Below are 21,550 nucleotides of genomic sequence, written 5' to 3' on the forward strand. Positions count from 1 at the left end.
TGGTCACTGCAAGCGAAACGAACGGTTGCTTGCCTGACTGGTCGTGAAGGGCTCGGACGTCTCCGGTACTTCCGCCGCGAGCTGAAAATAGCTGAGCGTTGGATTGCCGGTTCCGGCATCGGCCAGCGGATGCTCGTCGATCGTCTTGAGCATCGGCGCGTTGCCATTTGCGGCGATCTGCTCAGCGTCGCTGCGCGAAGCGAGCGCCCATTGGCCGTGCCGGTCCCGTCCGGTCAGCCCGCCGCCGTCCGCAAACGCCGTCCAGTTGCCGTTCGCGTAGCCCTGCCCTGTGCCGTGCCCGTCCATCGTGAACAGCGTGCCGTCGGCTGTGACGCCTGCGACGTAAGTCTCGCCCGCCGCGCCCTTGCTGGTCGGAATGAGCGCGCTCTTGCCGGAGTCGATTGCCGCTACCATCCGCTCGCCGGCCGCCGGATTGCGAAGCATGGCATCGAACAACTGAGACGCCGGCGATCGGGAAAAATTGTTTTCCAGCGACGGATCCTGGCTGACCGCCGCCGACCATAGCGGTCCGAGTGTCGGCGAACGGCGAATGTCGTCGATCAGTTGCATCCCGCGAACGCTTGCCGCGAAACCGGTATGCAGCGACTGCTTGCTGGATTGGCTCACGCCGCTGTGATCGATCTTCGAGCAGACGTAAGCCTCGAATTGCCTGAAGTCCATCGACTGGCCCTTGAGGCCCTTAAGAATGCCATCGGCCACCGCGTGGTTCTGATTGAATATCTTGCTGAGTGCCGCGATCGCGCATTGGCCATCTTTGTCCGACATGTTCTGGATGGTCGGCGAAGCGGCAACCTGCTTCGCGAACGGCAGCAAGCCGCGATATCCCGGCGACGTATTCAGCACGCTGGCATCGAGCGTGTGCACGAACTGCATCCCTGCGTCACTGGTCAGGAACCGGTTCACCTTGGTGCGAAGCGCATCGTCCGGCGCCATATAGTGAGTGGTCTTGTCATGCACGTTGCCGCTGAGCGCCTGGCCATGTGCAACCAAATCGTCGCTCAACCGGCCTTTCTCCTGCGACGTAAGCGCGGCTTGCCCGTTGCTGGCCGCCCACGCGTTATATGAATCGATGAGCGAGAGGATGGCCTTCTTGTCAGTCGCCGAGCGCGCGCCGAAGTCATACTGAAACAGGCCGAGCGAGTAGCCGCTGTTGCCGACAACCCTGGCTTCACCCGTCTTGCTGTTGTAATTCGCGGCTACCTGCAGCGTAAAAGCACTGCTCGTACCAACCTCACCTGAACGTGCTACCGCGTTATACAGGATTTCCAGAACGTCGTTATCCGAATAGTTCTTTGGCATTGTCTACCCCTTGTTAATGGGCTTCAGGGAAAAAATATCGCGTTTCGAGCTTGTAGTACTCCGCCTCGGATATCCCTTCCTTGTCGTCGGTCCCGTCCAGCTTCAGATGTCGTGCATATCTGGCGGCAGCGACCGCCGCCGAATCGAGCACTTTCACATCCGATCCGGGGCCGACCGGCATGCCCGTTTGCGCCGAGACCCGGACGAGCGCATCGCCGACCTGCACGCCAATCGTGTCGTCACCGAAACCCACCAGGAAGCTCGGCCCCTGCACCTGTTTTTGATGCGGATAATGCCCGCAGTAGCCCCAATCATCCTCAGTGGCGTTTATCAGCCGCACATAGGTTTTGCGCCAAAGCGGGTGACCGGCCGCGTCGAGCCTGACGACGCCAGAACGTATGTCGTCACACTGGAGGTAGCCCTCCTTGCTTTCGTCGGGGATCTTGAAGTTTTCGTATCCAAATCGCGCCCCGTCGCCGCGCGTGTAGATATGGTCGTCGTCGTTGTACTTCCATGAACCGTCCTGCGGCGCGGATGCCAGTTCGATCCGCGCGCCTGACGGCAGGATAAAGGCCCAATTTTTTTCATCGATGGACTTTCCCCGTATTTTGCCTCTGAAGAACAGCGGCAAAATCCATACGCCCTTTTCCTGGTAGGGCACGCGCGTTGCAACGTCATGCAAACCGTTCGGCAAACTGATTTCGCTGATCGGCCGGGGGTAGATCACGAAGCTGGACACACCGTGCCGCTCCACGACGTTCTGATAATCAGGCGCCGCAGCGGCATCGGCGGTCGTGGCTGCGCTTGCGGCGAAGGCATCGCCTCGGTTCAGCATCAGCGGTGCCGATGCAAGCAGTAACGTTGCCACCGCGGATGCAGCCAGGCGTCGGCTGTTTCTTGTAGCGTGGATAAACCGTCGATTCATTTTCTGTCTCTCTTTCGTGAATTTCATAATGATTCGGTTAACTAACTAGTTTGAATTTACGTTCGGATTAGTAACCTGCGCCCTTGCCTGCGCTTACCCTTTTACACCCGCCCCGGCACGCCCCGCTGCTGCCGAGGTCGTACTGGAGGGCCGGGGCGCCGAGCCGGCGCTCGAATGCGCGTCGCTGCTGCCCTGGTTCATGCCGCTGTCGAAACTGCGCTTCACGCCGTCCTCAAAACCGGTATTCGCCGCCGCCATCTGGCCGCCGATCCAGGAGAAGACATTGTCGGGAATCACGTGAATCAGGCTGAACGCCGAGTTGCATAGCGTCTGGCACATGCCGACGTAGAGCACGATGAAGCCGATCATCATCACGATGCCGGCGGAGGAGCTGTACTGCGCGTTCTGCATGGCTACGCCAAACATCGTATTCAGCAGCGTGCCGAGCACCACCACGCTCGTGCCGGCCAGCAGAAATCCGAACACCATGAAAACCGGCCGGAACATCACGTTCAACAGAAAAACATAGCCGTGCTGGGTTCGCTGCCCTAAACCCTCGCCGTCTCCGTCAAGGTGAGTCATGGCCCAGAGCGGCGACGCCACCATCGCTTCGGCGACCACCATGAACCACGAGATGACGCCGCTGAACCAGACGATGAACGGCAGCATCGGCATGTAGACCGAGAGCATCACGCCGAAGAACAGAAGCGTAATCACCATGACCACGGCGAACGGACCGATCGACTCGTTCGCCTTGCTGGCGGCGTTCGATCCGGCAGTGATCAGACTCGTGACCTGTCCGGTCGACACGGCCGCCGAGTCTTTCGGCGTTTGACCCGCGTAGCGGTAGAGCATGTTCATCCCGGTGCTCACGATCGCATCGCCGAGACTCTTCATGCCCATGAGCGGATTGAGTTGAGTCTGGCCATTGGCACCGGTCTGGGACGTGCCCGAAAGCTGCGCAGTCACGGCGCTCAACAGATCCTGTCCGGCAAACCAGTGCGGCAGAATGCTTTGCGGGTCGTTCGTGCTCGTGTACAGATTGTTGACTGCGGCGGTCGTCGACGTCCCGGCTGCCGTTGAGGAAACCGACGCATCCTGCTCGATCTGCTCGCGATAGCTCGCCATCACGCTCTGATAAAGCTGCGGATAAGGCAGGTTGGCCGGATCCGTGCCGGTCACCGAGGTCGCGACGGCGGCCGCCAGTTCCGACAACTGCGAGTTGGCTTGCGCGAACGATTCATACCAGGCGCCGAGCATGATCCAGCCGTCGCGCGTCAGGTTGGACTGAAGCGTGCTGGCGATTCCGTTGATGGTGGTCGACTGGGCGCCGACCGCCGTCTGGATGGCGCTTTGATAAGCCTGCGCGGCGTTTTCGATGGTGGCCTGCGGATCGGTCGGCTGCGTCTGATTGTTGACCGCCGACACGTAGGTCTGTGCGGCGCTCGACAACGTCGACTGCATGGTGATGAGCGCGCTTTGCTGTGCCGACACCAGCGCCGACGCAATCGAACTGGTGGAATCGAAACCATAGGACTGCAGACCGGCTGAAGATGCCGAGGGGGTCGTCGAGGACGAGGTGGCGCTCGCGTCGATTTCGGCGCCACCGCACGACAGGCCATTCTGGTTCATGAGCACGATCTTGCTAGCCGTCGTGCTCGGACTGAAGGTCTCGCCGCTGTCCGCGGTCACGCTGGCGTCATTGGGCAGGTTGGTTAGCGCCTGATTGGCAGCCTGTGCGCAGAGATTCGCCTCGAATAGCGACTGCGCGAGTGTGGTCACCTGCGGCACAACCGGCGTCGCCACCAGCGTGCCGCCGCTCGTGAGCACGCTGACCGCCGCCGACAGGGCAAGGTTGGCGACTCCCACGCCCATCATGGTGCCCCACAGCATGATGATCTGCGCCCCGCAATAGCCGCCGAACATCGGTACCAGTCCGGTAAAACCCACTCCCATGCGAATGATGAACCACGGTGACGACTTCTTTTGCCCGAGGAACTCGCCGTCCTGGCCGGTGGCGATCATCGCGGAACCGAAGTGGTACATGGCCCAGATCACACCCACCGCGAGAATGCAGGAGTTCAGAACGAGGAACACCTGGGAAATCAGTCCGCTCGACGAGGCGCTGCTGACGGTGCCGCCGCCCGAGAGCGGGTTGGTGGCGACCGCGCCATAGATGAGCTGCAGCGCGGACATGGACTTGTCGGTGCCGTTGGATGCGGCATTCGTGATGGACCCGATCGATTGGGTCGAGGCTGCCGTCTGGGCGAAGGCGGCGCCGGCAACCGCGAACAGACTGCTCAAAGCGATGAGCCGGCAGATTCTCTTGATGAAGGCGAGCATATCGTCTATGTCCTTATGATTAATTCGATACGGAATAAACGAGCCGTATTAACGGAACAGCCTGGGATCGAATAGCCGCCTGAACGCGCCGGGACGCGCGAAGAACTGCCGGTATCCGCCGAGCGGTTCATCCGGGGCCGCCCTGCCGCTTTCGATTTGCCACATCTGGTGCTCGAACTTCAGCACGAACATCAGGCACAGAACCGTGAACAGAAAACCAATCAGGGTTCCGAAATAATTGTGACCCACCACGCTGCCGAACAAAAAACTCGCAGAGATGAACACCACCGCCAGGAAGAACTGCTTTTTCCGGGTGCAGCCGCGCTCGATCGCGGCGAGCGGCAGCGCATCCGAGGAGCGTCTCGACATAGCCTCGTTGAAAGTGCGCGAGCGCGGGTTTTTGCGTTGCGCGGCCAGTTCGCGGTTCTGATCGGTGATGGTCTGCAGGCCCGTCGCTACGGTTTCCTTCATCGACGCGGCCGCCTTGACGAGCGGATAGCCCGGAATCAGATAGAGGCTGGAGCGCGCGATGCGCCGGGCCGCGCCGGGTTTCTTGTCCGTGTCAGGGCTGTTGCTCATGTCGGCAGCTCCGCTTTTTCGAGTCCATACTTGACGACCAGTTCGTTCGTCACCGCGTCGATGATGTTGTCGTCGTCGCGCGCGCCCTGCTCTGCCTGACGGCTTTCCAGATACTGTGCCGCGGTGCCGCTCGGGAATTCCCTGGCAAGGATCTTGCGCGCCGTGGCGGGCGAAGTCCGTTTGTACAACCGGCGCCGCAGACCGACGTCCTTCGCCGTGGTCGAGAACGCCCATAGCTCGATCGCACCGGGCGCGTTATGCAGGACCTGGGTGACCACGCCGCTTTTGGTCTGGTGCCAGACGAGAAATTTGCCTGCCCCGCGCACGTCGCGCTGCAAGGCAGTCATCGCCGAGTTCGACAGGCCGAACATCTTCTGCGCTTCCGCGCGCGAATTGGGACTGCCCGCGTTCATGATGTAGGCGGAAAATGCCGACTCGGTGATCGACTCGCCGTCCGTTTCGAAGTCGGCCATGAACTGGCTGGCCAGCGACACGCGAATACCGTGCTTGCGGCCCTCGCGGCGGTCCAGAGAAAGCAGCCGGCGGAACGACTTCTTGCCGGCCGTGCGGTGGACTTCGTCCACGCAGATAGCCTTCATTTCGTCCTTGATGTCCTCGTAGCGGCGACGGTGCGCCTCGTGGTACAGCGTCGGCGCAAGTTCCGCGATGCTTTCCGGCAAATAGTATTGCCGCGCGGCGATCTGGCGTGCGAACACGTACATGATCTCGGCGCGTTTTTCGCCGTCTTCGCCCGCGCCGCGCGTCACTTCCTCGAGATCCAGTGCGACCACGCGCGATTGCTCGTTCAGTTCGAAACGCGTGTGCGAGGCGATGATCGGAAAATCGCGCAGCGCGGACGTGATCACCATGCGCATTGCGTCGAGCAGCGTCATGCCGTTATCGACGCGCGCCTTTGAATCTTCCTTGGGCTCGAACACGCTGCGGATGCGTTCCGCGCCGAGCGACTCGATCAGGTCGGAGAGCACCGGCACCGCAAAGCGTTGCGCGAGGCGCCCCGCGCGCAGATGGCCCTTCGCCGTCAGATGGTCGGTGACGTCCCACCACGAGGTGTATTCGTCGTGCCTGAAACCGGTCTTTTCGAGCGCTTCGTCCACGGCGGCGTCGACGGTCGGCTCATAGCGCTTTTCGGAGCCGCGTGTGGCGTATTTCTCGTACACCTCGTCGACCACCATGCCGGCGAGTTCCGACGAGTTCGCATACGGCTGCTTCTGGCCCACTGGCGTGGCGAGCGCGGTGAGCAGCGAAATCAGGAATTCGCGGTCGAACGCGGTCGGCCTGCGGCAACCCGGCAAGGTATCGAACGGATTGATCGAGAATTCGCCGCTGTTGCGCAGACGAATGTAAATCGCCTCGTGCTTGCGATCTTCGGGCAGCGCGTTCTGGATCAGCTCGATCAGCCCGCTCGAACTCACGCCCACGTCGATGATGGTGATGAGCGGCAGCCGCTTCAACCCAGGCGAAAGAATCGCGCCGAGGTTTAGCGTGTTGAGCCAGACCGATTTGCCCGAGCCCATGATGGCCCAGATCAGATCGATCCACGCCGTTTGCAGCGAGGAATTCGGCTGGAACGGATAAACCTTGCCGTCGAGCGTGCGCAGCAAAATCGAGCCGCCCGCAAACCACGGCGATGCCGCGCGCTGGATCGGCAACAGGCGCACGAGGTCGCTGAGCGGCGGAATCATCCTGGGCGCGACGGATTTGTCGGTGAATCCGGGTACCGTCGAGGCCAGCCCCTGGATCGGGTCGCCCGTATCCGTGCTGATCTGCGCGACCCCCCAGCCCTGCATGGCGCTCACCAGCGCCGACAGGCGGTCTTCGCAGGACTTCCGGTCCGGTCCCCAGGTGGCCGCGGTAATGCGCACCGAAACATTGCACTCGCCGTCGCGCTGCGCCTGCTCGAGTGCGTCGAACGAGCGTTTGATGGCCTTGTTGGTGCTGCCCATGAAACCGATGATGCTGACCGCGAGATTTTTCAGCCTGGCTGATTCCAGGCCGCCCGGCTCGATCGAAAACTTGATGCGCCACGGCACTTCTTTGCCGACCCGGTTGAACAGCATCATGAAGTCGTGAATCTCCTGCGGCCCCACTTCCATGTACGCCGAGCCGTGATACTCGCCGTTGATGTAGACAAAGTCGCCTTCGGTGCGAATCTTGCCCGAGCACATCTGCTCGGCCAGCTTCGGCAGGTACATGTCGCCGGCCGAATTGTTGCGGGTCTTGCGCGGCGTGAAGCGGTCGCCCGGCAGAACCGGGCGCCACTTGTGGTCGGTGCGGCGGCGGTCGTAGGCCTGGCGGATCGCGCGTGCCGCATCGTGGGTCGAGAGACGTTCGACATGCAGCTTGGCATGAACGAAGTCACGCTCGATCGCATCGACGAAGGTCTCGTGGCGGCTCAGCAAACCCTTCAGGATCGCGGTCACGGACTGAGCTTCGAGCATCGGCTGGATCTTGTGCTCCTTCATGCGCAGCTTGTGCGTTTCCATCTCACGCTTGAGCTCATCAGGCGTCATCGAAGACAAATGGGTGTACAGCATGACGTAGCACGACTCGTGGGAGCAGAGCGAGGCGACGCGCTCGCAACGGTCGTCGAGCATGTCTTTCAGATCGAGGCCAACCCGCTCGCAGGTATCGTATGACGGCTGCATCAAGGTCTTGACCTTGTGGCGGATCATGTCCGGATCGCGCTCGAACGAAAGCTCGACGGAGTGTCCCGCCTTCTGGAAATACGAGGTCATCGCACGCCGCAGATCGTCCGTGATCTGCTCGAATTCCACCTCGCCCACCACGTCCATCGAACCGGTCAGTTCGAACAGTGTCAGCATCGCGCACTGACGCGTGATCAGGATATAGGGCCGCGCGCCTTTCGGGTCCATGGCGGCCATCTGGCGTGCGCGCGGGTCGTCCGGATCGAGGCCGATTGCCGTTTCGAGCTGGCAGTACGAAGGCAGATCGGCACCGAGCGCGTGGCTGGAAATCCAGGCGATCAAGGCTTCGACGTTGTCGAGCAAGCTGCTTACCACGGTCATGAGTGCGATCTCCGACGCAGATGCCCGGCCAGGACGCTAGCTGGCCGAGCGGGTGCCTTCAACTATCCGACCCCACGTCTTGATGGGGAGCGACTTGTAACTTTCTTCGATCCACTGCGCCACGTACTGCGCGAAACGCACTGGGCGGTAGATCAAAACCATGCCCGTAAAAGCGCTGACGCGCTTGTCCAGGTCTTCTTCATGCAATGTGTGCAATGCACTGGCGAAGTCCGATGGGTTGGCGCTGCCCCACTCCGTCGCCACCAGTTCAGCGCGGCTCGCGAGGTGCTGCAATAAGGCGCGCGCCTCGGCTTTTTCCGCCTCGCTACCCATTTCGAGCACAACGGCGATGGTCCGCTGCAAATGATTCACTTCCGCCTGCGGCACACCGTCCAGATGAATGAACACGCCGTGCCGCTGACTGCCGACCTGGCCGATGTGCTGGGCGCCGTGGCAAAGCGGGTCGGCAATTTCCAGATTCGCTTCACGGTGATCCGCATGATTGTCGTTACGGTGATGCACGTCCGTGTACTGTGAGCGAAAGCCGCAGAAGACGCAGCGGCCGCCGCCTCTCGCCAGGACGGCGGCGCGCGCGTCCTTATAATCCGCGTGGGACGGCTCGGTCAGCTCGCCGTCCTGGCGCGGCTGGCGTCGCACCCGTCGCGCGACGGAAAAGACGATGTCCTTGTGCCGGCGCGCATCGAAATTCGCGCCGAGCTTCGAGCCGGGGGCGCTCATGCCCTCGGTCGCTTCGTCCCATGAGACCCCGGCATCGCGCACGGCGGCCTCGTCCAGCACGGCATCTCTGCGCGAGTCGCTCGTGGTTGCCATATCCAGGGTCCCGATGGGTGGTTTCGTCAGTGAGCGGCTGTGGGCAGCGCGTCCATGGCGCTGGAACCCGCGCCCATCGAGCCGGCAGCCGAGTTCATCACATAGCCCACCATACCGAGAGCCGGGCCGCCCAGACCGTAGCCGAAGATCGAGCCGGTGCTCACCTGCTGGTCGCCCTTCGACTTCTTGATGCCGTTGTTGACGCCGACACCCGTGCTGACAAGGCCGCCGCCGTAGAACGCGTAGACGATCATGCTGTAGATCGAGCCCATGTCGTTCTTCAGACTGGTGGCCATGCTGCCGAGCGTGCTGCCGTTCGACTGCGCGTCTGCAACGCCCGCGAACACGAGGCTCGTGACGACGAACAGCGCAAGCGCCGTCAGCGCCAGATGACGGTTCGACAGACGCGTTGCGCGCGGTAGCGACGAATGCCACATCGCCATTGCGACGAACACGATAGCCGCAACCGCCAGCGGCGGATTGACGAACATCAGCCGGCCGACACCCGCCAGCACCATGGCGGCCGCAATGAAAGTGCGCGCGTGTTCCATGGCATACAGGTGCATCCGCGCGACTGGATTGATGAGGAATGCTTGAGGCATGTTTTGCTTGCTCCTTAAGAAAGTGACGTTAAACCGAACGTTCCCTGAAAGGCATCCAGCGTGGCGTTGATGTTGACCAACGCTGCGCCCCCCAAGATGTGAATGAAACCTTTCCAGGCGTAGTCTTCGTACCCTCCTCCTCCGCCTCCGTTAGAGGCTTTTCGTAACATGGTCCAGCCCTTGAGGGCGTACCACCAGCCGAACGTCGAAACGATCGTCAGGATGGCTGTGATCGCGGGGGCGAAGGCTCCCGCCGACGTCGCCGTGTCGATATAGGAGATCGCGTTGGCGTACGACGTATCGGACTCTCCCAGCGAGCCAAGCGTGCTGTCCATCGCGCCGGAAAAGTTGACGATCAGCGCGCCGATGAAAAACGACGCGAAGATGCTCTGGCCAGAGATATCCGAGCCAGGCGACGCCGACTTCCTGATGCCTTTTTGCAGCGCGCCAGCGCAATAAAAGATGCCGATGCCCATGGCCACGACCTGGGCCAAAGTCTGAAACGCAACGATGTCCGAGGCGATGCTCGTGACGATGGTGGTGAGGTCCATTACTGAATCGCTCCTGCGGTGGTTTCGATTCGATAGGTATCCGGATCGATCCTGGTGACCTGCGCGCCGCCGATCCTGTCGCCGACGGAGACGACCTGCTGCTTGCCGGTCTGCTCATCTTCGATCCACCCCTGGCCCGGGATGACCTGCTTGATGTGATACCCGGCGAGGACTTCGGGATGCGCCTGTTTGCCGCGGATGGCGTGCCGGACGTGGCGCGGGTTCGAGGCGACCCGGCTGGGCACGTTTGCCGCCGCGGTGTCGCTGGCCGCAGTATCCGGCGTGGCCGAGGCGCTTGTGGTGGCTGCAGAGGCGGCGTTGTCCGGAGACACTGCATCGCTGGCGAGCGTGAGGTGCTTTGCTCGCGCGAGCCGCCTCGACACATGCCGCAACGGCGTGCCGTGATGGGCGTTCGCCGCTTTCAGTTCGGCCTTGAGCTGGGCAATTTCGGCATCCTTAGGATCCTGCGCCTGCATCACGGCCGGTACGGGTGCAACCGGCATGCTCGCGGCGCCGCTTGGGTCCGGAGCGGAAATCATCGCGGTTGCATTTTCCGGCACGGCTGCAGGAGTGGCCGTCGCTGCGGTGACGACAATGGCAGGCGCAGTGTTGGTGCTGCCGTTAATAGACGCACTGCCTGGGTTCGGCGCTGCGTTCGCGTTACCCGCCATATCCACCGCCGGCTGCGCGGACGCGATCTGTACCGCGGCAGACGGCTGCGGCGCGAGCCGCGCATTCTCGGCGGACGGTACCGGCCCGATCGGGTCGACCGAGCTCCCCCGCATGTCGGCCGGCAACGGCGGCGGATTGGCGGCGGCGCCCACCAGACCGCCCGGGCGCGCCGGAGACGGCAAGGACGACGTCGGCGGCTCGCTATTGGACGCGATCATGCCGCCTGTATCGGCGGATGGGTTGGCCGGCGGCGCGCTCATGATTTCGTTTTGCGGCTTCGCGCCGAAGAAATGCTGGTACGCCCCGCCGAGCGCGATGAATACGACCATCCCGCCGATGATCAGGACCGGCGTCGGCAGCGACTTCTTTTTGGGCGCTTCGGATTCGCGCTCGTGAAAATCGCCGTATCCATCGGCCCCGTCGTGCTCGCCGTCGTCACCGGAATGATCGTGAAACTGTTCGTGAGCTTCCACGTCGAGCACCGTCGAAAAGTGATCTGGTTCACTCATGTCGTCGTCTGTTTAGGTTCGTATCGGACTAATTATACGTAATTTTTAAAAGCTGTTGAGAGGTTTATTGAATGACCACGTCGGCCTTGAAAAGAATGATCAGCGGTGTATTCATTTCGACTCGCCCCGTCACCGGTGGAATCGCGGAGACTTCCTTCTGGATCACCCCCTGAATGCCGGTGACGCCACCTGAAACCGCTGCGCCTTCGAGTTGCGCCGGCGTAGGATTCGGATTCTGGATGGTGGTCGCGCCGCCCAGCGCGTTCTGCGTAACCGTTGCCCCTGCGTTGCTATAGACGCTGCCGGCCGCGCCCAGCGCGCCGAGCAGCGCCGGAACGGCGACGCGCGCCACCAGGTGATGGTCGAGATCGGCCGGCAGCGCATTGCTGAGCGTCTGGTCGTCGAGCGCCACGGCGTTGATCGAAACCGACTTGCCGTTGCACTGCAAGGTGGTGAACGACGCGGTGACTTCTTCCCCCGAGAGTTTGCCGCTACCCATCATTTCGCCGCCTTTGCATGGGCCCTGGTCGAGCACGGCCAGCACGTCGGATTGCGCATCCGTATTGATGCCGTTTTCGAGGTGGGCGTAGTACTTGTCGCTGGCGCGAATCGTCGGCGTTTTGGCAGGCTGCGTGCTCGACGCCGCCGTGGCCAATCCGGCCGCCGCAGCCGCCGACGCCGCGGCCAGTGCATCCTTCTGCAGTCCTAGCACCTCCTGCGACTGAGGGGGGCTGTCCCACTGATTCACCAGTTGCTGAACCTCGAGTCCGACGCCCTGGTTCGGCGACGGCAACGCAGGCAGCGACTGCGGCTGCCCCTGGCCCGGTTGAGTGGGCTGGCCGCCCTGCATGCCGTTCGGATGCTGATAATCGATGCGCTCTACCGGCGCGGCCGCAATGCGCTGCTCGAGCGCCTGCTCGATCTGCGCATTGCGGTCGGAGAAGGCCGGGATGAAGGTCGCGCCGGTCTTCTGGGCCTGCGCGAGCCCCTCCTGATTGGCGCGATTCAACGTCTGCGTATAGTGCGGCGTTTCGGGCGAAGGCGTGCCGCCCTGGGCGGTCACCGGCGGAATCTCCGTCTCGGCGGCCGAACCAGAACGATGCTTCATCGCGAAGAACGCAACCCCAACGCTCACGACAGCCAGAACGGTGATCACACCGATCACTTTGGCGTTGCGCAGAAAGCCCGGATGCAGCTTTCGGGTTCCATTAGCCATCCTTACTCCAGATCCAGAATGATGTTGCGGCTGATGCCGTTGTCGCTGACCGTCACGACCGGCGTTTTCGGAATGTCGTATACGTGCGTGCCGTCCGCACCGGTGACCGTGCCGTAATAGGCGGGATCGCTTAGAAACAGATTGGTTCGCAGTACGATGTGATCGCCGAGTGCCCACGCTGTCATTCCCGGCGGCCCGTTCTCGATGTGAACTGGCGTGGCGCCAGGCGTTTGCGTGCCGTCGAGAATCGACTGCATGCTTTCGCCCGGCAGATCGATGGCCGGCGCGCCATGCGCCGCCTCGACGGTGTTCGGGCCACGGCGCGGAATGCGGATATCCTGCCGGTAGTCGGTTTCGCGCTGCCCCGCGATCATCTTGACGACCACCGGGAACGGCAGGCCCTTCAGGAAAATCGCCACGTCGCCTTCCACATAGGTGCCGTCCGCCGTGATCGTGATGGTCGGCACGCCGGGAACCGGCCGCAGCACCTCGAAGCGGCCCTTCGCCATGTTGTCCACCTCGGCGATGTCCCAAGGCGCACCGGTGACGTCGATAAAGGTGACCGCCGAGCCCAGATCGCTCACACGAACAATGGGTGGTGGCGCGCCGGGCGACAAATCGACCGTCTGCACGGAATACACCGGTTTGGGCGGCCGTGTCGGACTGGTTGACGCCGCGCGCTTGGCGGCATCGATGCGTTTGCGCAGCGCCCGGATCTGGTCGGGTGTCAGTGGCGTGACGAGATTGACGGCGGCGTCGTAATTGGCGCCCGCCTGCGTGAGCGGCGGAAGCGGTTGCGGGGCGTTCGGGTTCGCATACACGCCACCTGCTGCGCTGCGCGGGTTCGACGCCGCGCCGCCCGCCGCATAGGCGCTCGCTCCTGCATCGCCGGCGTCGGCCGCGGGGCGCGCCATTTGCGCGTCGGCGAGATGGGCGGCGCCGAGCAGCGCGAACAGGCCTAGCGTTCTGATGAGCAGACTGCGCATGGATTTCACCTTAGAACGGACTGCCGGTGACAACCGCGTACATCTTGCGCGTATCCATGATGCCGGTCAGCCAGTCCTGGGCACGACGATTGGGCGCGCTCTGCCAAAGGTCTTCCAGTTCCTCGCGCGAGGCGATGAAGGGATCGATGAGTTCGAACTCGTGGTGCCAGTCCGTGCCTTCGACGCTAGCCAGAGGATGTACGCCCTCTTTGTCCTTCGACTCCTCAGCAATCTCGATTGCTGTCGGAAGGGGTTTGAAGCCGTCAGTCATGCCATCACCTAATTATTTTGACCGTTGCCAATAATCTGAAGTGCTGTCGTCGAAATACCTTTTGGGTTGTCGACAGTCGGGACGCGCTGGATGTGCGTTTCAATGATGAAGCTGTACGAGCGGCGCTCCGTCTGATTCACAAGTGTGATCGAAATGGGTTGCTGCACCGTCCACTTGTAGCCCCGCGGGTCGTGCGCATCGACGGCGGTAATCACGCCCGCGCCGGTTGCGACTGCGGAGGACACGAGTCGGCCGTCACGGATCTTGGTAATCAGATTGCTCTTGTCGAACGCGGCCATCAGCGCACGGAAACCCTCGTCCGTATAACAGTCGTGCAGCGATTCGAGTTTGTTGCGCAACTGGTCGGCCACGAAATCGAGCGAGAACGAGCGCGTGACGCAGTTCTGCGCGAACTGGACCACTTCCTCCGGCGACACGAGCGGCTCCGAAAGCGGTGCAAGCCGGGTGATCCGTCCATCTGCGGTGACGGCGAAATAAACCGGATCGGCCTTTCTTAACGCAAGCGCCACATTGGCGGATACGGAGATCAGCAGCGCCACGCCGAGGATCAGGTTGCTGCCGAGCAATTTCGGCCAACTAAACTTGTAGAGGAATGTTTCTGTAAGCAATCTGACCGCGGGATGGATATCGAATGGCCCGCGCGAAGGCGCAGCAGATGGAGTATTAGGCGCAGCCACGATCGTCCACTCCTGCCTGATAGCGCTGCGGATATAAAAGATGTATTTCCCGGATACCTTCCTGAGCGAATTCGGCATGCAGTGTCTTGACCCGCTCGACTAGCCGTTTCGCCCGCTCGATCGACTTGACCCGGGTAGGCGAACTCGCCCGGCGTGCCATGCGAACGCAATCGGCATTGCTTAGAACCCCTATCAGACGCGCCGCGATCTCGGCGCTCGGTGTGGCTCCCTGCTCCACCCGCGTCAGGTAGGAGCGCGAAATGCTGGCCATCTCGCAGATCTTGTTGGCATCCAGGTCGTTCGCTATTCGATACGCTTTGAGCAGCGTAAGAGGCTTTGAGTCGATGGTCATAGTGCCGGTCTAGTTCTATATCGTTATAACGGTACACAATTATTTGCGCTATATTTTTGCGTGTCAAGCAATTTCGCTAGAGTCAAGCGCGTTTGCATTCTGTTACGAAGTTGCAAGAATGCCGCGCCTTATTTTTTGAAAGAGGAATGGGAGGAAGCGCCTACACAAGCGGTCATGCGTGATATCGACACATTTGCGAAACACTTGAGGATTAAAGGCGTAGTGCTTTTCTGTTAAAGCGGCGTTAATGCTAAACGCATAAGAGACTGCCGCATCGCATACGCGTGGCAGTGCGGAAAACTTACACGTCCTGGGCGCGCACGTTGCTTGGCATCCGATACATGTTGCAGCGCCGACATTCCGTATGATAACCTTTATACAGAATTAAGAAAAACTGCCGAAGTATGGCTACATGACCAGATAGAGCAAAACCTATGCGACTCACACGCGCTGTCATTGCGGGGTTGGCTTGCAGCCTGGCGGCCTGCGTCACGCAGCCCGCACCTGTCGATCCAACTGGCCGGATGCTCGACACCCAGTTGAACGACTCGGCCCATAAGATCGATACCCTGCTTGGGGAGATCTCCCGCGCCGGAGGCATTTCCGCCGTGGCGCCCAAAGCCGGCACGGTGGTCGTCAGTGGTGACTTCGTGACCGTCGAGTGGCAAGGCGATGCGCCCGAGGTCTTGCGCAAGATCGCCGACGCGAAGGGACTCAGGTTCGCCGTGATGGGCCGCGCGGTGCCCGCGCCGGTTTCGATCAATGCGACGAATACGAGCTTCGTGCAGGTACTCGAAAACATCGGCACGCAATTGGGCGGCCGCGCCGACGTGGTGTTGAAGACAGATTCGCTGGAGCTTCACTACCGTGCCATCTAAACGGACAATGTCCCTGCCCGCGATGAGTGTTTCCCAGGCATTGGGGAAGGATTCGCCATGCTAGGCACACCGGAACCCTTTAAGCTCGAAGCGAATTTTGGCGTGCACGATCTGCAGGCGTTTCTCGCGTATTGTGGCAACGTCGGCTCGTCGGACATCGTGTTCCAGACTGGCGATGTCGTCTGGGGCGAAATCCGCGGCCGTCAGGTTGCCCTTACCGAACGCACGATCAAGGATGGTGAGATCAAGGCGCTGCTAGCCGTCTCGTTCGGCAGTGAATTGATCGGCGTCATCAAGGGCGGCAATGACGCGGACCGTCCCTATCGCTTCGTGATCGAGCGCGACACGAGCCGCTATCGTGTCAACATCGCGGGAGCGCAGATCGGCGATGCCGAAGATGGCTTGTCCATCACCATGCGAACCATCCCTGAGACACCGCCCTCGCTCGACTCGATGCGCTTGCCTCCAGGCATTCGCGAGAACCTGTTCCAGCCGCGCGGCCTCGTCCTGATCTGTGGCCCGACCGGCTCCGGCAAGACCACGTTGATGTCATCGTTCTATGCGGACGTTTCGGAAAACAATGGCGACGCGAAGATCCTGCTCTACGAAGATCCGATCGAATTCCTGTTCACCAAGGTCAGGAACAAAGGCCCGAAGATTCGCCAGATGCAGATTGGCCGGCATATTCCGAGCTTCGCCCGCGGCATCCGTAACGCGATGCGCTGCAAGCCGACGCTGATCGGCATCGGCGAAGCGCGCGACGCCGAGACGATCGGCGCCATGGTCGAAGCGGCACTGACCGGTCACGGCGCCTACGGGACCATGCACACGGAAAGCGTCTCCGAAACCATCAGCCGGGCCATTCAGGTATTCCCGGCCGACCAGCATTCGGCGATCGCCTCGAAGATCCTCGGTTCGCTGCGCCTGATCATCGTGCAGATTCTCGTGCCGACACTTGACGGCAACCGCGTAGCAGTGCGCGAGCACCTGTATTTCGACAGCGAGATCAAGCGGCAGATGAGCGACATGGCCTATACGCAATGGGGCGCGCTGCTGCGTAAGATCGTGGCGGAGAAAAAGCAGGACATGACGGCCGGTTTGCGCGATCTGCGCGACCGTGGGTTGATCGACGAGAAGGCGTTCCGACGCTATGCGGGGGAGTCCAACGAATGAAAGTACGCCGCTCGATCTGGCGCGACGCATCGCTTACACCGCGCATTCTGGGCATCGACGCACGCGGTTATTTTCCCATCCTGATCGCGCTTTATTACCCGAGGACGTGGACCTTTGCCGCCGCGCTGCTGGCGATTATCGGTTTCTATGTGATGGAGAAGAAGGGCTATACGCTGCCCGTTCTGCTACGTGCGATCCGGCATGCGTTGCGCGGGTCGGTGGTGCACGCGAGGGCGTGGTGGCATCACAGGCGGTTTTATGAATGAAGCTTGACGTGACGTGTGAAATGTCGCTGATGTTTCCGGGCGGTATCTCACGAACGAACGGTGAAAGCGAAAGGCGCCCCTCTCGGGGCGCTTTTTTTGTGCCGGAATTTCTTTACGGCTGGCATTCGATCAAGGACGGGTTCGTATCGGCGTAGGCATCCAATGTCGCAATGTTGAGGGTCGGATAGGATGCCGGGCATGCGAAGACGAAGCCTTCTGCAACACCTTCGGCCGGGGTGGCTCCAGACACACCGTATAAGCCCAATACCGCGACATATCCCGCGGGAATAGTGTAATACGTGGTCGAACCGGTCGTCTTCAGTAATTGCCAGCTATCGGTTGTGTAGTTCATTCCCATACCCAGATAGCTATGGTCAAAGGCCGACAGGCCACTGACCCCGCCCGATGAATTCGTAGAATTGAGCACGGAGTTCGGCGTGGTCCAATACTGCATACCCGACACCCCAAGGGCACGACTCGCCCCCGAAAAATTGGTCGTGCAACTCGATGAGACGGGATAGGGTTTGTCAACTCCGCCGGAAGCTCCGAGATAGCTCGGCTGCAATGTTACCCCGCAGTACGCCAAGAAAGTCGCATACGCATTTCCATCAGGCGCGGTCGGAATATCCGCCACGCACGAACCTCCTACCCAGCTCGAACCATCCCAGCTCGGCGCCGCTGATTGCGAATAGCCGCTGGGACATGTCGGCGGCGGCTGATAACTGCTGCAGGCCGGCGTTGAGTAGTGCGAACCAAGCCAGACCGCCGCAGGGCTGGCAGGGTAGCCTGGGCCGCTTGGACACGTCGGCGGCGTTTGCGGCGCGCCCGTCACGTGGACAAGGCACGTCGAGTCCTGATTGCCTGCCCCGCATCCGGCCACCGACTGAGAAAAGGCCGGGTGAGCGGCGAATAAACCTGTCACAAAGGTCATGACAGCGAGCATGAATTTCCATCGTTTCATCGTTTTTCTCCTAGAATTCACAATACGTTTCGGCAAGGGCCTCGCCTGCCACCGGGCTAGGGGTTGGCGTGTTACCGTCGACGATCGAGATCGACCAGTTCGACCCGCTCAGCGATGCGGTCATATTGACGATGGCAGTGTCGTCCACCTGAAAGGTCGCTGCGGCCAGCTCGATCTTGGGGACACCGGGGGCAGAACAGGTCGGCACTGGGACCGTCCCTCCATTCGATACCGTGTACTCATTCATGCGAACCCACGAACCGCCGATAGGCGCCCATGCTCCGCGCACGCACGAGAACATCTGTCCGGTGCCGTCCGAATTGGCGGCCAGCAGACCATTGGATGAGCAGGCTGCACCGTTGGCTGCGATATTCGCCAACTGAAGCGTTCCGTTAACCTGAAGGGCCGCTCCGTTCGTGCTCGCGCCGCTAATGGTCAGATGGTTGTTGGCATCGTTCTGCATGCGTACATTGAAGGGCTGAACGCCCTGCCCCGCCTGGTGAAAATCGATGTAGGGCGTGCCAGTGCCCGCAGTCGTGCTGTTACCGCCGAGTTCGAGCGAGCCGCCCTGATCCGTATCGAGTTGGCCGCCGCCGTTTGCTGAAAACGTCGTCGCCGTGGCGGTGTTGATCCCGGTGATGTTATGCGCCGCCCCGCCCGTATCGGTCAGCCCGAGGTCGGTTTGCATGTTGTTCAACTGCGGCTGACCCGGCACGGACACGCGGTAAAGGTAATTGCCGTTCGCCTGCGATCCGGTGAACGCAAGCAACGAGGCCAGATGGCCGCTTCCTGGACTGGTATATCCGGTGAGCGGGATCTTCCATCCGCCATACGCGCCATACGCATTGGTAGGCGTCATGGTCGCGTCGCCGGCCTGGTTCGCGTAGGGGACGAATCCGCCCTGCGCGCCCGCCTGCGCCGCGATCTGCACCAATTGCTGCATGTTGCTGATTGCCCGGCCGCCCTGCGAGGTCACGAGCGTTTGCAGTTCGCCCGGCGTGGGCTGCAGCACCTGAGCCTCCCACGTCTGTCCATATGCATTCGTCGTCGAGAAACCAACGGGAAGATAGTTCGCTGCCGTAAGCATGGCTACGGTAATTGTCACAGGCGTGGTGGGCGTAGCGAGCGCCGCGATGGCGGCCGCGTTGTCCTGCACGTAAAACTGCGCCGCCTTGTCGACGATCAGTTGCTGACCCGCGATAGCGGCCGTCTGCACATTTGTGACACCCATCTTTGCCCACGGAATGAAGCCGGCCACGCCGAGCATCGATAGCGTAAGCGCGACGATGTACCCCAGGATCGCATCCATGTTTCGGGTTCCTTAAGGATTGACCTGCATCCACGACAGGAGCGAATGAGCAGGGATCGTGGCCGGGACCGCAGAGGCGAGACCGGTGTCGACACTGACCGCCTGGCCTTGCGTCTTCACCTGATACCAGACCGCGCTTTGCTGGGTATCCGCGCTGAGTTGGCCGGCCTCGCCGGGCACCGCAGGCGTATATGAGTACACGTTGCGCACGCCGCCTCCTGCGGAGTTGGTCATGCACACGGCGCCGGCCGGAATCAGCACGCCGGGCGGCGGCACGACGACGATGCTCGCGCTGATCAGGCCCGGCGACGCCAGCGCCGCGCTCTCGCAGGCCGTATCGAAAACTTCCGCCTGCTGGGCGTCGACCGCCGCCATATTGCTCATACGGCCGCCCAACCCGGCACCTGAAACGGCAAGTGCGAGCTGGCCCGTCTGCGCTTCGATGCCGATAAAAAACAGCAGAACAATCAATGGCAGTATCGCGAAGCCCATTCAGATCGGCCCCCCGTCGTTCACCCAGATCAGGCGCTTCTGGCGTTCGATCTCCGACGTCAGCAACGAGAAATCGCCCTTGCGCAAGTGCACACGGATCGACGTTTCGTTCTGCGCGCCCGCAATGATCAGCGGGGTGACCGTCAGCATGATCCTCCGCTCGCCGGTGGGTGAACTGGTGAGCGTTAGCCGCTGGTGAATGACGGCGGACAGGGCGTCGGCCATCATGGACGTGTCGAGTCCCGACTCCCGCATCATGTTCTTGGTGCGCTCGAGCGCGGTCGCCACGTTGTTCGCATGGATGGTGGCGGACACGAGGTGGCCGCTGGTGCCCGCGATGATCGCCTGGGCGACCGCGTCGCGGGTACGGATCTCCCCCAGCATGATCATGTTGGGAGCCGCGCGCAGCAGACGATGGATCTCCGGCCCAAATTCCGCGTCGTTGCGGATTTCGGTCTGATAGCAGGTGCCGACCACCTTTCCGGAACCGTGCTTGCCCTGCAGGACGATCTCGACGGGATTCTCGATGGTCCAGCCGGTGCCGCCGAATTTGCAGAGCCGCTGAACCAGCCACGATGCCTGGGACATCGATTTGCCGGCCCCCGTGCCGCCGCTAAACAGCACGAGGCCACCCTTCGAGAACGTCTCCGACATCAGTTGATCGCTCAGCCGCTGCGGGTAACCGAGTGCGTCCCATGCAATTGGATGCGGCAGCAGGCGGCGGCCGACGTACACATCGCCGTCGAGTGTTTCAATACGCTGTACGCGCAACGAGACGCCGTGCCATTCGGTCCGGAAGTCCAGCCCTGTGGTATGAATCTGCAGATGTTCGCGCAAAGACTTTGCTTCTTCGAGCGCGCCGGATTCGAGCGCGTGCCGCTCACGGTCGGACGGGCTGGTCTTGTACCACGCTTGCCCATCCGGCTCGAGATAGAGGTCGGAGAACGACATGGCTTTCAGGTAGGAGGCCTCATATGCTTCGACGTCCAGCATCACGCCTCCGGCAAAGTTTGATTGCGTCGACTGCACGGCGGTGATATCCATTACTGGAAGGTAAGCGTAATGCCCAGTCCATTGGCGCAGGCGTTACCGGCCGCCACCGAATCCGGCAATGAGGCCTGGGTGAAGCTGGTGCCGCCCACCTGCAGGCTGACGTAGTCCCTGAGTGTCGTCACGACGTTGGAGCACTGCTCGACGCTTTCGGAACCGCCGCCGCCGAATGCGACCACACCTTCAGATGCGTTGCCGGCGCTGCTCACCGTCACGGTGTTACCCCATGCGTCGACAAGCGTTCCGTTACGCACCATGTCCGGAGGAAAAACGCCGGCATTGGTCATGGCGGTCAGGTTGGCATTGGTGAAGTTGGTATAGCCATTACTGTTCTGCGAAAACTGGGTACGCGCATTGGTCACGACCCAGGTGACGTCGCTGGTAATGGTGGCATTCTTGTTCCACGAGAATCCGCCGTGTATGTAGACCACGGCCGCGCCGATCGCCATGAGTGTAAGAACGGTCGCAACAATCCGGCCCAGCATCGAATCCATGAAAATCTCCCAATATTAAAAGTGA

General features: G+C 61.5%; 22 protein-coding genes. 3 read left to right on the plus strand and 19 right to left on the minus strand.

Annotated elements, in window-relative coordinates; translation table 11 throughout:
- Positions 1-3 precede the first annotated feature (3 nt).
- The 14 genes from FQ755_RS09120 to FQ755_RS09185 all read right to left on the minus strand — a co-directional run bounded on the left by FQ755_RS09120 (position 4) and on the right by FQ755_RS09185 (position 14,902).
- Positions 4-1,320, minus strand: a complete 1,317-nt coding sequence (locus FQ755_RS09120) for a hypothetical protein (protein ID WP_144153302.1) — start codon at positions 1,318-1,320, stop codon at positions 4-6.
- Between the two features lie 13 nt (positions 1,321-1,333).
- Positions 1,334-2,272: a hypothetical protein gene (locus FQ755_RS09125; RefSeq protein ID WP_144153304.1), complete on the minus strand. Its 939-nt coding sequence runs from the start codon at positions 2,270-2,272 to the stop codon at positions 1,334-1,336.
- 66 nt (positions 2,273-2,338) lie between these two features.
- Positions 2,339-4,588 carry a DotA/TraY family protein gene (locus FQ755_RS09130; protein WP_144153306.1) on the minus strand — a complete coding sequence of 750 codons (2,250 nt, stop codon included), beginning with the start codon at positions 4,586-4,588 and terminating at the stop codon, positions 2,339-2,341.
- A 48-nt stretch (positions 4,589-4,636) separates the two neighbouring features.
- Complete coding sequence (locus tag FQ755_RS09135) at positions 4,637-5,167, minus strand: hypothetical protein (RefSeq protein ID WP_144153308.1); 531 nt, start codon at positions 5,165-5,167, stop codon at positions 4,637-4,639.
- A complete protein-coding gene (locus FQ755_RS09140; RefSeq protein ID WP_144153310.1) occupies positions 5,164-8,214 on the minus strand; it encodes a hypothetical protein in 3,051 nt (1,016 codons plus the stop codon). Before FQ755_RS09140 ends, FQ755_RS09135 begins: the two co-directional genes overlap by 4 nt.
- 36 nt (positions 8,215-8,250) lie before the next feature.
- Positions 8,251-9,045, minus strand: a complete 795-nt coding sequence (locus FQ755_RS09145; RefSeq protein WP_144153312.1) for an HNH endonuclease — start codon at positions 9,043-9,045, stop codon at positions 8,251-8,253.
- 26 nt (positions 9,046-9,071) lie between these two features.
- Positions 9,072-9,647, minus strand: coding sequence for a hypothetical protein (locus FQ755_RS09150; protein ID WP_144153314.1), 576 nt, complete (start codon positions 9,645-9,647; stop codon positions 9,072-9,074).
- Positions 9,648-9,661: 14 nt separating this feature from the next.
- On the minus strand, positions 9,662-10,198 hold the full coding sequence (gene traQ / locus FQ755_RS09155; protein ID WP_144153316.1) for a conjugal transfer protein TraQ: 537 nt from the start codon (positions 10,196-10,198) through the stop codon (positions 9,662-9,664).
- Positions 10,198-11,379 carry a hypothetical protein gene (locus FQ755_RS09160; RefSeq protein ID WP_144153318.1) on the minus strand — a complete coding sequence of 394 codons (1,182 nt, stop codon included), beginning with the start codon at positions 11,377-11,379 and terminating at the stop codon, positions 10,198-10,200. Before FQ755_RS09160 ends, traQ begins: the two co-directional genes overlap by 1 nt.
- Positions 11,380-11,443: 64 nt before the next feature.
- The gene (locus FQ755_RS09165) at positions 11,444-12,595 is read right to left on the minus strand and encodes a DotG/IcmE/VirB10 family protein (protein ID WP_144153320.1); all 1,152 of its coding nucleotides are present in this window, start codon (positions 12,593-12,595) and stop codon (positions 11,444-11,446) included.
- A 2-nt stretch (positions 12,596-12,597) separates the two neighbouring features.
- Positions 12,598-13,581, minus strand: a complete 984-nt coding sequence (locus tag FQ755_RS09170) for a DotH/IcmK family type IV secretion protein (protein WP_144153322.1) — start codon at positions 13,579-13,581, stop codon at positions 12,598-12,600.
- A 10-nt stretch (positions 13,582-13,591) separates the two neighbouring features.
- A complete protein-coding gene (locus FQ755_RS09175; protein WP_144153324.1) occupies positions 13,592-13,852 on the minus strand; it encodes a hypothetical protein in 261 nt (86 codons plus the stop codon).
- A gap of 8 nt (positions 13,853-13,860) precedes the next feature.
- The gene (locus tag FQ755_RS09180; RefSeq protein ID WP_186308466.1) at positions 13,861-14,481 is read right to left on the minus strand and encodes a DotI/IcmL family type IV secretion protein; all 621 of its coding nucleotides are present in this window, start codon (positions 14,479-14,481) and stop codon (positions 13,861-13,863) included.
- A gap of 55 nt (positions 14,482-14,536) precedes the next feature.
- A complete protein-coding gene (locus FQ755_RS09185; protein WP_144153328.1) occupies positions 14,537-14,902 on the minus strand; it encodes a helix-turn-helix domain-containing protein in 366 nt (121 codons plus the stop codon).
- 524 nt (positions 14,903-15,426) lie between these two features.
- On the opposite strand from FQ755_RS09185, the gene FQ755_RS09190 reads away from it, so the two are divergent.
- The 3 genes from FQ755_RS09190 to icmT are packed head-to-tail and all read left to right on the plus strand — an operon-like array spanning position 15,427 to position 17,219.
- Complete coding sequence (locus FQ755_RS09190; protein ID WP_186308467.1) at positions 15,427-15,780, plus strand: DotD/TraH family lipoprotein; 354 nt, start codon at positions 15,427-15,429, stop codon at positions 15,778-15,780.
- A gap of 57 nt (positions 15,781-15,837) precedes the next feature.
- Complete coding sequence (locus tag FQ755_RS09195; protein ID WP_144153332.1) at positions 15,838-16,953, plus strand: type IV pilus twitching motility protein PilT; 1,116 nt, start codon at positions 15,838-15,840, stop codon at positions 16,951-16,953.
- Positions 16,950-17,219: an IcmT/TraK family protein gene (gene icmT, locus FQ755_RS09200; protein WP_144153334.1), complete on the plus strand. Its 270-nt coding sequence runs from the start codon at positions 16,950-16,952 to the stop codon at positions 17,217-17,219. The genes FQ755_RS09195 and icmT overlap by 4 nt, the downstream gene beginning before the upstream one ends.
- 112 nt (positions 17,220-17,331) lie before the next feature.
- Here icmT and FQ755_RS09205 read toward each other — a convergent pair whose 3' ends face one another.
- Genes FQ755_RS09205 through FQ755_RS09225 form a run of 5 tightly spaced genes read right to left on the minus strand, consistent with a single transcriptional unit; the run spans position 17,332 to position 21,525 of the window.
- Entirely contained in the window at positions 17,332-18,180 is an 849-nt protein-coding gene (locus tag FQ755_RS09205) for a hypothetical protein (protein WP_144153336.1), read from the minus strand.
- Positions 18,181-18,190: 10 nt separating this feature from the next.
- Positions 18,191-19,489: a shufflon system plasmid conjugative transfer pilus tip adhesin PilV gene (gene pilV / locus FQ755_RS09210; protein ID WP_144153338.1), complete on the minus strand. Its 1,299-nt coding sequence runs from the start codon at positions 19,487-19,489 to the stop codon at positions 18,191-18,193.
- Positions 19,490-19,501: 12 nt separating this feature from the next.
- On the minus strand, positions 19,502-19,981 hold the full coding sequence (locus tag FQ755_RS09215) for a hypothetical protein (RefSeq protein WP_144153340.1): 480 nt from the start codon (positions 19,979-19,981) through the stop codon (positions 19,502-19,504).
- The gene (locus FQ755_RS09220) at positions 19,982-20,974 is read right to left on the minus strand and encodes an ATPase, T2SS/T4P/T4SS family (protein WP_186308468.1); all 993 of its coding nucleotides are present in this window, start codon (positions 20,972-20,974) and stop codon (positions 19,982-19,984) included.
- A 50-nt stretch (positions 20,975-21,024) separates the two neighbouring features.
- A complete protein-coding gene (locus FQ755_RS09225; RefSeq protein ID WP_144153344.1) occupies positions 21,025-21,525 on the minus strand; it encodes a type 4 pilus major pilin in 501 nt (166 codons plus the stop codon).
- Between the last annotated feature and the right edge of the window lie 25 nt (positions 21,526-21,550).

It is taken from the genome of Paraburkholderia sp. BCC1885 (assembly GCF_900996235.1).
Classification (GTDB): Bacteria; Pseudomonadota; Gammaproteobacteria; order Burkholderiales; family Burkholderiaceae; genus Paraburkholderia.

Excerpts from the sequence above, each read along its gene's own strand:
- FQ755_RS09205 (WP_144153336.1), bottom strand. The coding sequence starts at position 18,180 with ATGAAACGATGGAAATTCATGCTCGCTGTCATGACCTTTGTGACAGGT.
- pilV (WP_144153338.1), bottom strand. The coding sequence starts at position 19,489 with ATGGATGCGATCCTGGGGTACATCGTCGCGCTTACGCTATCGATGCTC.
- traQ (WP_144153316.1), bottom strand. The coding sequence starts at position 10,198 with ATGGACCTCACCACCATCGTCACGAGCATCGCCTCGGACATCGTTGCG.
- FQ755_RS09145 (WP_144153312.1), bottom strand. The coding sequence starts at position 9,045 with ATGGCAACCACGAGCGACTCGCGCAGAGATGCCGTGCTGGACGAGGCC.
- FQ755_RS09225 (WP_144153344.1), bottom strand. The coding sequence starts at position 21,525 with ATGGATTCGATGCTGGGCCGGATTGTTGCGACCGTTCTTACACTCATG.
- FQ755_RS09195 (WP_144153332.1), top strand. The coding sequence starts at position 15,838 with ATGCTAGGCACACCGGAACCCTTTAAGCTCGAAGCGAATTTTGGCGTG.
- FQ755_RS09125 (WP_144153304.1), bottom strand. The coding sequence starts at position 2,272 with ATGAAATTCACGAAAGAGAGACAGAAAATGAATCGACGGTTTATCCAC.
- FQ755_RS09185 (WP_144153328.1), bottom strand. The coding sequence starts at position 14,902 with ATGACCATCGACTCAAAGCCTCTTACGCTGCTCAAAGCGTATCGAATA.
- FQ755_RS09120 (WP_144153302.1), bottom strand. The coding sequence starts at position 1,320 with ATGCCAAAGAACTATTCGGATAACGACGTTCTGGAAATCCTGTATAAC.
- FQ755_RS09130 (WP_144153306.1), bottom strand. The coding sequence starts at position 4,588 with ATGCTCGCCTTCATCAAGAGAATCTGCCGGCTCATCGCTTTGAGCAGT.
- FQ755_RS09140 (WP_144153310.1), bottom strand. The coding sequence starts at position 8,214 with ATGACCGTGGTAAGCAGCTTGCTCGACAACGTCGAAGCCTTGATCGCC.
- FQ755_RS09190 (WP_186308467.1), top strand. The coding sequence starts at position 15,427 with ATGCTCGACACCCAGTTGAACGACTCGGCCCATAAGATCGATACCCTG.
- FQ755_RS09165 (WP_144153320.1), bottom strand. The coding sequence starts at position 12,595 with ATGGCTAATGGAACCCGAAAGCTGCATCCGGGCTTTCTGCGCAACGCC.
- icmT (WP_144153334.1), top strand. The coding sequence starts at position 16,950 with ATGAAAGTACGCCGCTCGATCTGGCGCGACGCATCGCTTACACCGCGC.
- FQ755_RS09175 (WP_144153324.1), bottom strand. The coding sequence starts at position 13,852 with ATGACTGACGGCTTCAAACCCCTTCCGACAGCAATCGAGATTGCTGAG.
- FQ755_RS09160 (WP_144153318.1), bottom strand. The coding sequence starts at position 11,379 with ATGAGTGAACCAGATCACTTTTCGACGGTGCTCGACGTGGAAGCTCAC.
- FQ755_RS09150 (WP_144153314.1), bottom strand. The coding sequence starts at position 9,647 with ATGCCTCAAGCATTCCTCATCAATCCAGTCGCGCGGATGCACCTGTAT.
- FQ755_RS09170 (WP_144153322.1), bottom strand. The coding sequence starts at position 13,581 with ATGCGCAGTCTGCTCATCAGAACGCTAGGCCTGTTCGCGCTGCTCGGC.
- FQ755_RS09215 (WP_144153340.1), bottom strand. The coding sequence starts at position 19,981 with ATGGGCTTCGCGATACTGCCATTGATTGTTCTGCTGTTTTTTATCGGC.
- FQ755_RS09220 (WP_186308468.1), bottom strand. The coding sequence starts at position 20,974 with ATGCTGGACGTCGAAGCATATGAGGCCTCCTACCTGAAAGCCATGTCG.
- FQ755_RS09135 (WP_144153308.1), bottom strand. The coding sequence starts at position 5,167 with ATGAGCAACAGCCCTGACACGGACAAGAAACCCGGCGCGGCCCGGCGC.